The following is an 11989-nucleotide window of genomic DNA, read 5'->3' on the forward strand; positions in this document are numbered from 1 at the left end:
TCAATTGTGCGCACAGTTCGGCAAAGCTCCAGCCGTTCAGTGCCTGCGCCTCGTCGGGTGTCAGGCTGGCCTGGTAAGGCCAAGCCCTCAACCCTCCTCTTTGAGCTTGAGCAGTGGCTCCTGGAACCGCAGCAAACGCCCGGCATTACCCAGCACCAGCAAAGTACTGAGATTGTGCAGGACCGCAGCAATCATCGCCCCTGCCGCACCCAGCCAGCCAAACGCGGCGAACGCAACAATCGCCAGCGTCCAGCCCAGGCCAATGATCACATTGACCTGCAAGGTCTGCCGGCACTGGCGACTCAGGCGTACACAGGTACCGAGCCGGCGGAGGTCGCTGCCGATCAGCACGATGTCAGCCGAGGCCAGGGCAATGTCCGCCCCGCCCGCGCCCATGGCCACTCCGACCACGCCAGCCTTGAGCGCCAACGAATCGTTGATGCCATCGCCGACCACCATCGGCCGGAAGCCATTGTCGATTTCGGTCAGGACGCGGTTGAGCTTGTCCTCCGGCAAGGCCTGAGCCTCAACATCGCTGATACCGACTTCATGGGCCAGGCTATGGGCGACGCTCTGTCGATCACCGGTCAACAATAACTGTCGACCAAGGCCCAGCTCGCGCAGTTCGCTCAAGGCAAAACGCGCTTCCGGTTTGACGCTGTCAGCCAGCAACAACCACGCGAGGAAACGCCCATTCAACGCCAGACCGGCAATCGGCCCGTCGTGCTCCGGTACCGTCGAGGTGGTGATGCCCAACTGCGCAAACAACTCTGGTCGGCCGAGCGCCGCTTCACCCTGTTCGGTCATTGCCACCACACCCAGACCCTGACGCTCGCGGATGTCCGACAGCAGCAGAAAATGCTCCTGAGCGACCAACCCGGCCAACGCCCGACTGACCGGGTGACTGCTCGCTGAGCCGAGGCTGGCAGCCAGTTTCAGCAAGGTGCTGCGGTCCTCGACCGGGCTATCGATTGACTGCAAACGCAACGTGCCGAACGTCAGGGTGCCGGTTTTGTCGACCACCAGCGATGTCAGGTCCGCCAGCTCTTCGAGGAACGCCGAGCTGCGAATCAGGATGCCGTGGCGCGCAGCCACAGCGATCCCGGCAATCGCCGTCGCTGGGGCCGACAGCACCAAGGCGCACGGGCACGCAGCAACCAGTACCGCGAGCATCGCTTGCGCATCATTGGTGACGAACCAGGTCACAGCGGCCAACAACAACACCAGCACCATGTAGCTGCCGGCGTAGCGCTCCAGCAAACGGGTAATCGGCGGTTTGGAACGCTCAGCGCTTTGCATCAGCGCAATGACTTTGCCGAGGGTCGATTCGTTGCCGGTGCGGGTCACTTCCAGCCGCAGCAAACCATCAAGGTTGATCGCCCCGCCGAACACTTGCATGCCGACGGTGGCCTCAAGCGGCACCGATTCACCGGTAATCGGCGCGGTGTCCAGGCTCGCCTGGCCGGACAGCACCAGCCCATCGGCCGGTACTCGATCGCCTGCGCGCACTTCGACGATGTCTCCAGCTTTCAGCGCGCCGTTGTCGATTTCGATAATCGAGCCATCGGCCTGAACCTTGCGCGCGTGGCTACGCGTCAGACGGCCAAGCGCGTGGATCGCTTCCTGAGAGCCAATCACGCTGCGCTCTTCCAGCACGTGGCCGAAGATCATGATGATCGGCAACAAGGCTGCGGTCAGCAGATCGCCCGTAGCCCAGGCGCCCATCATCGCCAGAGCGATCAGTTGATCGGTGATCCCGTGCAGGCTTGGGTAACGCAGGCTGTACCAGGCCGAACGCATGACGGGAACAGCCACCAGCAACGAAGCCAGCCCAAGCAGCAGTTGGCTGACACCGGTTTGCTCCGGCGATAACCAACGCCAGACCAGCCCCAAACCGAGCAAGCCCAAAGCGAGCATCGCCAAGGTCAATTGGCGTGCGGCACTGCGTTGTTCGGCCGTGCTCAGCATGCTTGGCGCGGCGGCGGTTTGGGCTGTCATTGTTCGGCTCCCTGAATGATCAGGCGGGAATCGTCTTTAGGGTTGACCGTAGTGACCGAGCCGGCCTGACCGAGAATTTTCGGCATACGCTCGCGATAGATCCGCAGGAGCATTTCCGGGTCGGTCCCCTGCTGTTGCGCCTGCGCCAGGCTGAGCACCGTCGCAGTATCGGCAGACGCTTTGGCCAGGCGCTCGCTGGCTTGAGCGTGAGCAACTTGCAGTGTCCGATCAGCTTGTTGGGTGGCGGTCTGAGTGAGTTTTTCGGCTTCAGTACGTGCGTTCGCCACGGCTTTATCCGCCTGCTGACTGGCAGTGAGTACCGCGTTGAAAGCGTTTACCGCAGGTCCCGGCAGACTCGATTGCACATCGACCCGTGCCACTTCGATGCCCAGCCCCTGCCCCGTCGCGGCCAATTCGGCCAAGCGTAGATTGATCCCTTGCACCAGATCACCGCGCAATCGTTCGCGACGCTCCGCGGCCTTATTGTCGGCACCGATCAACTCCGGCCGAGCGACCAGAATGGTGTCCAGATCTCGCGCAGCCGTCAGCGCCACCGCACTGCGAGTCACCAACCGATCCAGCGCCGGCAGCACATGTTCACCCTGCAGGACAAAGGCGTAAGGCTCGGTCACTTTGTAAAACACCCGAACGTCCAGTTGCACCACGCCAGAATCGCCGGTGAGCAAATACCCCGAACCAGCCAGCGCATCGCTTAGCGGCGTGGCGAAACTCGCCACGCGCTCACCTTGCAGCGCGGCATCCGAGCGCAGCAGATTCTCAACCCGCCGCTCGATCACTCGATCCGCCGCTGGCAACAAAATCACCTGCTCGAACGGACGCGGCCACGCCAACAGTAAACCGGCGTTTTGAATGCGATCCAGCGCTCCGAAGTGCAACACCACGGCGCGATTCTGCGGATCAATCTGCCGCACATTGGAGAAAGCCCAGACCAACGCAGCCAACACCGTTACTGCATAGAGCGCGAGAAATGTCAGGCGCCCTGCCTGAATCCACGGGCTGCTGAGTTCATTTGTTCCACGTGGAACCATGCTCATGGCTGCGACCCAGACTTGTTATCCAGCGTCGGAGGTCCATCAACCAGCACCCGAAATGGCGCGGCATCGGTACGCAGAATCAACTTGGTGCCCCGCGTCACCATCGTGTCCAAGGTGTCCAGCGAACGCAGCAAGTTGTACAGCTGTGGCGAACCGGCGTAGGCCTTGCCGTAGATTTGCGCAGCTTCAACCCGCGATTGGGCTTCGATGTCTGCAGCTTTCACCGTGGCGTCGGCCTGGACGATGCGTGCATCGCGCTCGGCGGCCGAACGGATTTGCGCCGCTTCGCGCTTACCGATGGCCGTGCGCTCGGTGGCAATAGTTTCACGCTCGGCGCGCATACGGTCGACGGTGGCCGTTAGGGTCACTGACGGCAATGTCAGGCGTTCGATGCCGACTTGCAGCACACGCACACCGTAAGTGGTCAGCAGTTGCTGATCGATCTGCTTGCGCAGTTGCGCCTCGAAATCGGCGATATGCACTTGGTTGGCGTCGGTGTTCACCAGGTTGACCAAGTCGAAACTGCTGGCGGTGGTTTCCAGCGCAGAGCCCACGAACGTACGAATCTGCCGCGCCGCTTCGTCCGGCTGGTTCTGTACCGCACGCATGAAGCGCTGCACGTTGTCTGGATCACCCTGCACCTGCCACGCGACGTAGGCCTGAACGATGATCCGCAAACCATCGCGCGTGCCCACGTCCTGCAAACCGCTGGAGGTGGTGCGCAGCCGCAAGTCCACCGGTATCGCCGCCTCGAACGGTGCCGGCCAGCGCCAGCCGAGGCCAGGTTCCAGCAGCACCCGCGAAGGATTGCCGAAACGGGTAATCACCGTCGCCTCGCCCGAGCGCACTTGCACCAGGCTGGCCGCCGCAATGGCAAACAGCACCAGCAGCGCCGCCCAGCCCATCCGCCGCCACGGAAACGGCCCCGCCTCTTGCGGGTCGCCATGGTGATGATGGTGGTGGCCGTGATGATGCCCGCCATGGCCATGGTCATGGCCGGCGTGGTCGTGATGATCATGCGGCTCGTGGGAATGCGACGGGCTCAATTGGCGGCTCCTGACTGAACGGGCTGACGTGACGGCGAAGTGTCAGTCGGTAAGGTGGCGGGTAACGTGTAGCTGCGTAAGTCGATGGTCGGTGTACTGTTGCCACCCAGACGATGATCGAGAACCAATACTTTGGCGTTGGCCAAACCCTGGCTCAGCCGGGCGAGGTATTGCTCCAGCACAAAAGCCCGACCGGCTGTGGCGTAGGCCTTGCGCTCGGCAGCAAAACGCAGGTCGGCGGCCTGGGCCGTGGCGTTGACCTCGCGGGCCGTAGCCAGCGCCTGGTCATGGGCGACACTGGCCTGCAATTGCGCCTGATTGGTCTGCTCGGCCGCCGCACCGCGCTCGCGGGAGATCAACGCCTGTGCGCCAATCTGCGCGGCTTGCACACCGTGATAAGCGTTGGCTGCACCCGCCGGCGGATGAATCGCTTCGACGACCGTGGCGAGGATTTCCACGCCGCTGTCGAGTTTCTGCAGATCGGCCTGCACTGCACGACCAATGTCTTCGGCGAGCCCTACCCGATCTGCGCCGAGCAAACCGTCGAGGGTTCGTGAGGCGAAGTCGTGCACCAGAATCCGGCTGGCAGTGCTGCGAATCAGCGTTGGTACATCGGCGCTGTTGTAGGTCGCTGCCAACGCGGCCTGATCGCTCAGACCGATGCGATAGACGAAACGCACGTCCATGTTGACGATCTGGAAGCTCTGTTTATCGTTGCTGCTACTGGCAATCACCTGAGACTTGTCATTCACGTGGCTGGCGTCCCACAACCGGTTGGCAATCGCCGGCGCGGGCCCTTCCGCAGAATAGACCGCCATCACCGCCGGCGCGTCACCGACGCTGGCCGCCAATTCGTGAACCACGCCATTTTCGACGCTCAGCACCCGGCCCAGCGGCCAAGGCAGACCGGTATGCAAACCCGGGCCAAACACCTGCACCGGTTTGCCGAAGCGCTCGTAGATCCCCCGCCCTTGCAGTGGTATTTCGTGAATCCCGGTCAGCAACCAACCCACCGCCAGCACCACCGTCAACACCGGCAAGAACGCCCGACGCATGTAGGTAAAAGCCCAGATCTGCCGCAGGTCGATACCAAAACGGTTATGCAATTCGTGCTGCAACGCCAACAGGGGTTGCGGCGGCCAACGCAACATATCCGCGACAAAACTGCGCGCCAGCAGCGTCGGTTCGAGCAGTTCGCGACGTGGACTGAACAACGATAGCCCCGCACGCAGCAACAACTCTACGGCGACCAGCCCCGGCAACAAACCGATCAACACAGCGAGGCGCACCGGCCAGACGGCAGTTTCGCTGCTGAACAACAGGCAGAATGCGCTGATCACCAGACAGATGATCGCCACGCGAGTGAGCTGCGCCAACTGCCCGGCTTCAGGCCATTCGGCGGGATGTTCCTGGGCCAGTTGGCGCTCGCACACCAGCAAACCGAACGCCAGGAGCAACGATATCGCCGCCCCAACGCTGGCCGAAAGGCCTAGCGCAGCAGCGGGTAATGTCAGGTTCCAGAACTGTTCGATGCTGAACAATGCCAGCAATGACCAACAGGCCAGCCACAGCGTCGGCGCGCCGATCTGCGCCAGCAACCCGACCCAGCGCTCACCAATGCGCGCCAACAGTCGCTCATACCAACCGAGCGCCTCGGTGGGTTCGACCTGTTCTGCAGCCAGCACAACCACCGGTTCAACCAGCGCCCGCGCCCGCCATTGGGTGACCCACCAGGCCGATTGCAGGCCGGCCACCACCACGATCAACGCCGAGGACTGACTGACCAATAGCGGCGCCCAGAGCGATTTCGGCGCAAACAGCCCGACAAAAAACGCCAGCAACAATCCTGCCGCCGCGATACTCGCCAGGCCGATGCCCACCAGCTTCAACCGACGTCCGTGAAACACCGCCTGCTGAAAACGCGGCAGTCCTTCCACGTTCGCCCCCTCAGCCTCCAAATCGACTTGCATACCACCTCAGTACTTGCTGTTACCTGAACCTGGCCTGTGGATAAGTCACCAGGCCGCTGCACCCATCGTTATATCGTTACGATATAACGATGGTAGTGAATTTTTTGCTCCCCGCCCATCACCAAACCGCAATGCGGCACTGGCTGAGGCCTTGACTCAGCGCGCTCGGTGCACTCATATTACAATCATAATTTTTATTGCGGCATCTCTTCTCTCGTCGATCGCCAATACAGGAGTACAGCCATGAGTACCTACGACGTCGTGATTCTGGGTGGTGGACCCGGCGGCTATAACGCGGCAATCCGTGCCGGCCAGCTGGGCCTCAAGGCCGCTTGCGTCGAAGGCCGCGCGACGCTGGGCGGAACCTGTCTCAACGTCGGCTGCATGCCTTCCAAAGCGCTGCTGCACGCCTCCGAACTCTACGACGCGGCGATGGGTCACGAGTTCGCCAACCTCGGGATCGAGGTCAAGCCGACGCTTAATCTCGCACAAATGATGAAGCAGAAAGATGAAAGCGTAGCCGGGCTAACCCAGGGCATCGAGTTTCTCTTTCGTAAAAACAAGGTCGACTGGATCAAGGGCTGGGGTCATATCGACGGCCCGGGCAAGGTCACCGTGACCGACAGCCAGGGCACCAGGACTCAACTGAGCGCCAAGGACATCATTATCGCCACCGGCTCCGAGCCATCGGCCGACGCCCCTTCACCAAAGGGCTGGGTCTTGCGAACGTCGACCTCGCCACGGATAAACGCGGCATGCTGGCCAACAACGGCCACCGCACTGAAGCTCAAGGTGTCTGGGTGATCGGTGATGTCACCTCTGGGCCAATGCTTGCCCACAAGGCTGAAGACGAGGCCATGGCCTGCGTCGAGCAAATCATCGGCAAGGCCAGCGAGGTGAATTACAACCTGATCCCCAACGTGATCTACACCAAACCGGAACTGGCCAGCGTCGGCAAGACCGAAGAGCAGCTCAAGGCCGAAGGCCGCGCCTACAAGGTCGGAAAATTTCCGTTTACCGCCAACAGTCGCGCCAAGATCAACCACGAGACCGAAGGCTTCGCCAAAGTACTCGCGGACGAACGGACGGACGAGGTGCTGGGCGTGCATCTGGTCGGGCCAAGTGTGAGTGAGATGATTGGCGAATACTGCGTGGCCATGGAGTTTTCAGCCTCAGCCGAAGACATTGCCCTGACCTGCCACCCGCACCCGACCCGCTCGGAAGCCTTGCGTCAGGCGGCGATGAATGTCGAAGGAATGGCGACGCAGATGTAGCGTGCCTCAACTCGGCAAATGCCCCAGCGGTAATGGCCCTGGGGTTTTCACGGTGTGAATCGCAAAGTTGCTGCGAATATCACTCACGCCCGGCAACTTGAGCAGGCTGCCGGTCAGAAAGCGCTCATAACCGCGCAAATCCGGCACCACCACTTGCAGCAGAAAATCCGATTCGCCTGACACCAGAAACGCCGAAATCACCTCGGGTAATGCCGTCACCGCCAAACGAAAGGCTTCGGCCTCTTCGTCGTTGTGGCGCTCGACCTTGACCCCGACAAACACGGTCAGCCCCAGCCCCACTTCGTCGCGGTCCAGGTTGGCTTGATACCCGCGAATCACCCCGGCCTCTTCCAGCATCCGCACCCGACGCAAACACGGCGAAGCCGACAGGCCGATCTCGTCCGCCAGTTGCACGTTGCTCAGGCGACCGTCGCGTTGCAGCGCGGCAAGGATTCGACGGTCGTAGGCATCCAGTTTCATGGTTTGGCAGTTCCTGACTGTTTTTATTCATCGATTGGCAGAAGCTGCCAAGTCTAGCCGTTTCCGAGAGCGACTACGCAAGCACCTGCCCTGCCCTTCGGCCATAGACTTTGATCACCGAATCGCTAACGAATGGGGTGCAACATGGCAGAACTCTGGATGTTCTTTTTGGCCTTGGCAGTGGTTTATCTGTTGCCCGGTCCGGACATGATTCTGCTGCTGCAAACTGGCGCCAGGCAGGGCAAAGCTGCGGCGCTGGCCACCGCTATCGGCCTGGCGATTGCCCGTGGTTGCCACGTTGCGCTGGCTGCGTTGGGCCTGGCAACGCTGTTCAAGGCTGCGCCCTGGACCTTTGAGGTAGTACGTTTGGCCGGTGCGGCCTATCTGCTGTGGCTGGGTATTCAATGCTTGCGCTCCAACATGTTGCCGAATCTGAATGCTGGTGGTACCGCACATTCAAAACTGGCGTGGCGCGAAGCAATCCAGCGCGGCTTGCTGACCAACCTGCTCAACCCCAAAGCGCTGCTGTTCTGCTCGGTGCTGTTGCCGCAGTTCATCGACCCGCAGGCCGGACCGGTGCTGACGCAGTTCGCGACCCTGGGCGTATTGCTGGTGGTGGCCGGTTTGCTGTTCGACAGTTGTTACGCGCTGATCGGCGCCTGGCTCGGCCGCTGGCTGGAACGCAGCCCTTCGGCGCAGCGCGTGCAGCAATGGCTGTTTGGCAGCTTGCTGATCGGTTTTGCGCTGCGCCTGACATTCGTCCAGCAGGCTTGAAACCTACGACGCCTTGCGCCGACGGCGATTGATCAGCAGTAAGGCGATTGCCGTGACTACCACCACGCTTCCCATCTGCAGCCACTTTTTATACGGCCGCAAAGTTGAACGCACGGGCTCCAGCGCTTGGGTCACGTAACGTTTATCGGCGTTCTGGAAGTCGGGATAGGGGCATTGATGCCCAAAGTTCACGGCCCAATCCACATACGGGCCTTCTTTGACGTAGCGCTGATAGAACGCACTCTCTTCCTCAAGACTGGTTCCCCAACCCGCAGCGGTACACAGCACCGCGGCAAAGGCCTGGCTGCTATGAGGCAAAAGGTCGGCGGCTTTGCTGGCCAGCCCCGTGGCGATATACCGGTAGTGGAAGCGCTCATCCGGTTTGGCTGCGCTGGCCTGCTGTCGTTGCACCTCACCTTCGGTGATCAGCGGACCGACTTTCAGCTCAGTACTCTCAAGGCTGTAGTTGCCATCAAAAGTGGCGTAATCCGGAGCCATTTCGTAACCGAGCAGCTCCATACCCCACTCGCGAGCCATCCTGGCTGCGTTGAAATAATCCGCTGCGCGACGGGTTGGCCACCAGCGTGATTCGGCGTCTTGACGCAATTGCCCATAGGCCCGAGCTTTGCCTTGCAACTCGGGATTATCGAAGTACGCCGACGCTTCGTCATAGCGCTCCTCACGCAGCAATCGACGACCGAGCAAGTCGCGTAGACGCGCCGCGACCGGTACAGGCACGTAGCGCTCGCGCTCCTGCTGAGTCAACGGCGCCGGCGCTGGCACCTGGCGGTCGACAAACTGCTTGAGCTCATCGACGGTCAGCACCCGCTCCGCGACGACGGCCGCGTCCTGCCAATACAGATCCTGGCTGCGATACAGCTGTTCGAAGGCTTGCAGATAGTCGCCACGGTCCAGCGCCAGCAACGCACTTTCACCGTCGACCCGGCAGCCGGGTTTGAGGGTTTCATAATCGCCGCTGAAGGTGCTGCGCTCGCCCCAGTTTTCGTCCTGCGGGAAGGCTTTGGCCGCCTTGGCATAGGCGCTGGCAGCCGCCGCTTTGTCACCCTGACGCAAGGCCATTTTGGCTCGCAGCCACCAGGCCAGCCCGCCGTCACCGGCGTGTTCGAGCAGGATTTGGGTGGTGGCATAGTCGCCGATCTGATAATTCAGCGCCGCCAGGCGGTCAGCATTATCCAGGCTGCCGACGGTACTCTGGACCAACGATTTGATCATTTTCTGTTCAGCTGGCGGTTGTTCACCGTACGACCAGCCGACATGGCTGATCAGCGCCGCCGTGACTAATTGCTGAACGGCTTTGCCCTTGAGCAGCTCGCTGAGCTGCGCTTCTGGCATCGCGCTCAATTCGCCCATCAACTGCTTAAGCGAGCTGTAGCCGACCTGCGAGCCTTGCAGACTTTGAGTCGCGTAAAGTTCGATAGCGGTGTTCCAGTCGCCCGCCTGGCGTACCAGCCGCGCTTCCTCGCCGAGACTGGCGATGCCCAGCTCCAGAGGATCGCTAAAGCCTTCGACACTCAATTGGCGAGCCTGCACAAAAGCTTGACGGGCCTGTTGCAGACTTTCGCGGCGCCCAGCTTCGTCGAGGTCATTGGCCTCCTGGCCAATCGCGAACAAGGCCCGGCCCAGCGAATACGCAGCCCAGGTGCTGCGCAATGCACGCTGATCGGCCGGCAGCGCCAGCACTTTGCGAAAATACTCCGCCGCCACGGCATGCTCGCCCGCGCTGAAGGCCACGGCACCAGTAGTGTACAGGCTGAGTTCAGGCGGCAGGCTGGCGCCCTCGGCTTGCACCTGTTGCGCGTCCTGAAGCGTTCGCAGCTGCGCCACCTGCGCACGCTGAGAGTCGCTCAAACCCACCTGCTCGGCCGTGTTCCGCTCCTGCACATAAAGATCATTGTCAGTGCCGTAAACGTAGTCGACCGTCATCATCTCGGCACGCTTCAGACCGGCGATGGCTTTGCCCAGGCGATTCACTTCGAACCGGAAGCTGCCTTCCGGCAATTCGCCCAGGGTCTGTGCCCGATCGCCGAGCAAACGCATCGGAAAGTTGGGCCCACAGGCCATCGCCGAACCCAACGGCAGACAGAGGCTTAAAGCGAGCAAATGACACGGCCAGTTACGGATAGACATATGAGCTTCCTTGATCAATTTTTGTGCAGCGCGCCCAACCAAGAGTGCGCTTGGCCTCTGCCGGCAAACGGCCGTCTTTGAGGCGGGTAAAGCTGAGTTGTCCGGGCGTCTGTTGCACGGCATAACCATTGAGCGCATCCACCGCATCGCATTGCGTGACCGCCAGCGTCACGCGCTCGGGCAAACCACCGTCGAGATTGCCGCGATTGCTCACACTGATGTCGTACAGACCGTCGTCATTGGAAAGGTTCAGGTTGAGCTGACTCGCCAGTCGATCCCCCCGCGCCACCGCACGCAACGTCGCCAGGCTCCAGGCGCGCCTGTCGCCTTTGAGCGGCAGACGGAACCAGATCAACCCGGCCAGATGGCGCGGTGGCTCGGCGCGCAGTTGGCTGGCGAGTTTCGATAACTGCAGCGGATCGGCCAGCAGCTCACGGCGTCGCCCAACACGATCGATCGGCACTTCGCTTTCGACCATCGGCGCCCCACCGTCCCCCGGCAGCAGCGCGATACCGTACGCCGGCAACGCCAGGTAGAAGGGTTTCGTGGTAATCCGGTCCCAGCGACCGGCCCATTGTTTGGCCTGCGCCGGATCAAACAAGCCATGTTCGGGATTGCTCACCGCATGCACCTGCAACACGCTGCTGTCGACCACCGCCAGCAACGCCGGCAATTCGGGGCTGTCGAGCCAGGTGGGCAGCGCGGTGATGCTCAGTTTCAGCGCGGCCGGCAGCATGTTGCGCAACCCGGCGAGAAACTCACGGTAGGCCGGCAAGCGCGCCGTGCCGGCATCGTGGTCAATCTCGACGCCGGCCAGCGTCAGGCCCTCGGCTTGCCAATCGGCCACTACCCGCTGGATCTGCGCCGTGGCTTCGGTTTGATCCAGGGTCTTGAGCTGGCCATCGAGTCGAATCACCGCAATCAGTGGGCGACCATCGTTTTTCAATAGCGCCGGATTGATTCGCGCACGATGCCAGCCGGCCTGTGGATAAGTCTGTAAGGCGAGCACCCGCAGCGTCGAAAAGTCCCCGCGCGATTGAGCCAGGGCGTCGTCATGGGCCTCGGTCCATTGCCGCTGCCAGACGTAAAGCTGTTGATCGAGAGGCGGCGCGTCCTGCTGTTGGCAACCGTTGAGCAGCACAGCGACTAGCAGTAGTGCGCAACGGACGAAAAAAGTCGCTGACATAAAGGCCTGTGGCTGAGTTAATCCCTTAACGCAAAAAGGGCCTCTAAGGGCCCTTGTT

General features: G+C 61.6%; 8 protein-coding genes and 1 pseudogene. 2 read left to right on the forward strand and 7 right to left on the reverse strand.

Features of this window, described 5'->3' with window-relative positions; genetic code table 11:
- Window positions 1-87: 87 nt before the first annotated feature.
- The 4 genes from ACIPIN_RS24125 to hflK (ACIPIN_RS24140) are packed head-to-tail and all read right to left on the reverse strand — an operon-like array spanning window position 88 to window position 6069.
- Window positions 88-1998: a cation-translocating P-type ATPase gene (locus ACIPIN_RS24125; RefSeq protein ID WP_401123050.1), complete on the reverse strand. Its 1911-nt coding sequence runs from the start codon at window positions 1996-1998 to the stop codon at window positions 88-90.
- Window positions 1995-3053, reverse strand: a complete 1059-nt coding sequence (gene hflK, locus ACIPIN_RS24130) for a protease modulator HflK (RefSeq protein ID WP_401123052.1) — start codon at window positions 3051-3053, stop codon at window positions 1995-1997. The genes ACIPIN_RS24125 and hflK (ACIPIN_RS24130) overlap by 4 nt, the downstream gene beginning before the upstream one ends.
- Complete coding sequence (gene hflC / locus ACIPIN_RS24135) at window positions 3050-4099, reverse strand: protease modulator HflC (RefSeq protein ID WP_401123055.1); 1050 nt, start codon at window positions 4097-4099, stop codon at window positions 3050-3052. Before hflC ends, hflK (ACIPIN_RS24130) begins: the two co-directional genes overlap by 4 nt.
- Entirely contained in the window at window positions 4096-6069 is a 1974-nt protein-coding gene (gene hflK, locus ACIPIN_RS24140) for a protease modulator HflK (protein ID WP_401123057.1), read from the reverse strand. Before hflK (ACIPIN_RS24140) ends, hflC begins: the two co-directional genes overlap by 4 nt.
- A gap of 243 nt (window positions 6070-6312) precedes the next feature.
- On the opposite strand from hflK (ACIPIN_RS24140), the pseudogene ACIPIN_RS24145 reads away from it, so the two are divergent.
- A pseudogene (locus ACIPIN_RS24145) lies at window positions 6313-7343 on the forward strand (dihydrolipoyl dehydrogenase family protein).
- A gap of 6 nt (window positions 7344-7349) precedes the next feature.
- Here the strand turns inward: ACIPIN_RS24145 and ACIPIN_RS24150 are convergent.
- Complete coding sequence (locus tag ACIPIN_RS24150) at window positions 7350-7823, reverse strand: Lrp/AsnC family transcriptional regulator (RefSeq protein ID WP_054594814.1); 474 nt, start codon at window positions 7821-7823, stop codon at window positions 7350-7352.
- 144 nt (window positions 7824-7967) lie between these two features.
- On the opposite strand from ACIPIN_RS24150, the gene ACIPIN_RS24155 reads away from it, so the two are divergent.
- Window positions 7968-8597, forward strand: a complete 630-nt coding sequence (locus ACIPIN_RS24155) for a LysE family translocator (RefSeq protein WP_401123060.1) — start codon at window positions 7968-7970, stop codon at window positions 8595-8597.
- Between the two features lie 3 nt (window positions 8598-8600).
- On the opposite strand, the gene ACIPIN_RS24160 is transcribed toward ACIPIN_RS24155, so the two are convergent.
- Together ACIPIN_RS24160 and ACIPIN_RS24165 are read right to left on the reverse strand one after the other, a co-directional pair.
- Window positions 8601-10745: a hypothetical protein gene (locus ACIPIN_RS24160; RefSeq protein ID WP_401123063.1), complete on the reverse strand. Its 2145-nt coding sequence runs from the start codon at window positions 10743-10745 to the stop codon at window positions 8601-8603.
- Window positions 10732-11931 carry a DUF3142 domain-containing protein gene (locus tag ACIPIN_RS24165; RefSeq protein WP_401123066.1) on the reverse strand — a complete coding sequence of 400 codons (1200 nt, stop codon included), beginning with the start codon at window positions 11929-11931 and terminating at the stop codon, window positions 10732-10734. Before ACIPIN_RS24165 ends, ACIPIN_RS24160 begins: the two co-directional genes overlap by 14 nt.
- Between the last annotated feature and the right edge of the window lie 58 nt (window positions 11932-11989).

It is taken from the genome of Pseudomonas sp. NPDC087697 (assembly GCF_044743155.1).
Lineage (GTDB): Bacteria > Pseudomonadota > Gammaproteobacteria > Pseudomonadales > Pseudomonadaceae > Aquipseudomonas.

Bases quoted from the DNA above. Each gene is read 5' to 3' on its own strand.
- ACIPIN_RS24150 (WP_054594814.1), bottom strand. From the start codon at position 7,823: ATGAAACTGGATGCCTACGACCGTCGAATCCTTGCCGCGCTGCAACGC.
- hflK (WP_401123052.1), bottom strand. From the start codon at position 3,053: ATGAGCATGGTTCCACGTGGAACAAATGAACTCAGCAGCCCGTGGATT.
- hflK (WP_401123057.1), bottom strand. From the start codon at position 6,069: ATGCAAGTCGATTTGGAGGCTGAGGGGGCGAACGTGGAAGGACTGCCG.
- ACIPIN_RS24155 (WP_401123060.1), top strand. From the start codon at position 7,968: ATGGCAGAACTCTGGATGTTCTTTTTGGCCTTGGCAGTGGTTTATCTG.
- ACIPIN_RS24160 (WP_401123063.1), bottom strand. From the start codon at position 10,745: ATGTCTATCCGTAACTGGCCGTGTCATTTGCTCGCTTTAAGCCTCTGT.
- ACIPIN_RS24125 (WP_401123050.1), bottom strand. From the start codon at position 1,998: ATGACAGCCCAAACCGCCGCCGCGCCAAGCATGCTGAGCACGGCCGAA.
- ACIPIN_RS24165 (WP_401123066.1), bottom strand. From the start codon at position 11,931: ATGTCAGCGACTTTTTTCGTCCGTTGCGCACTACTGCTAGTCGCTGTG.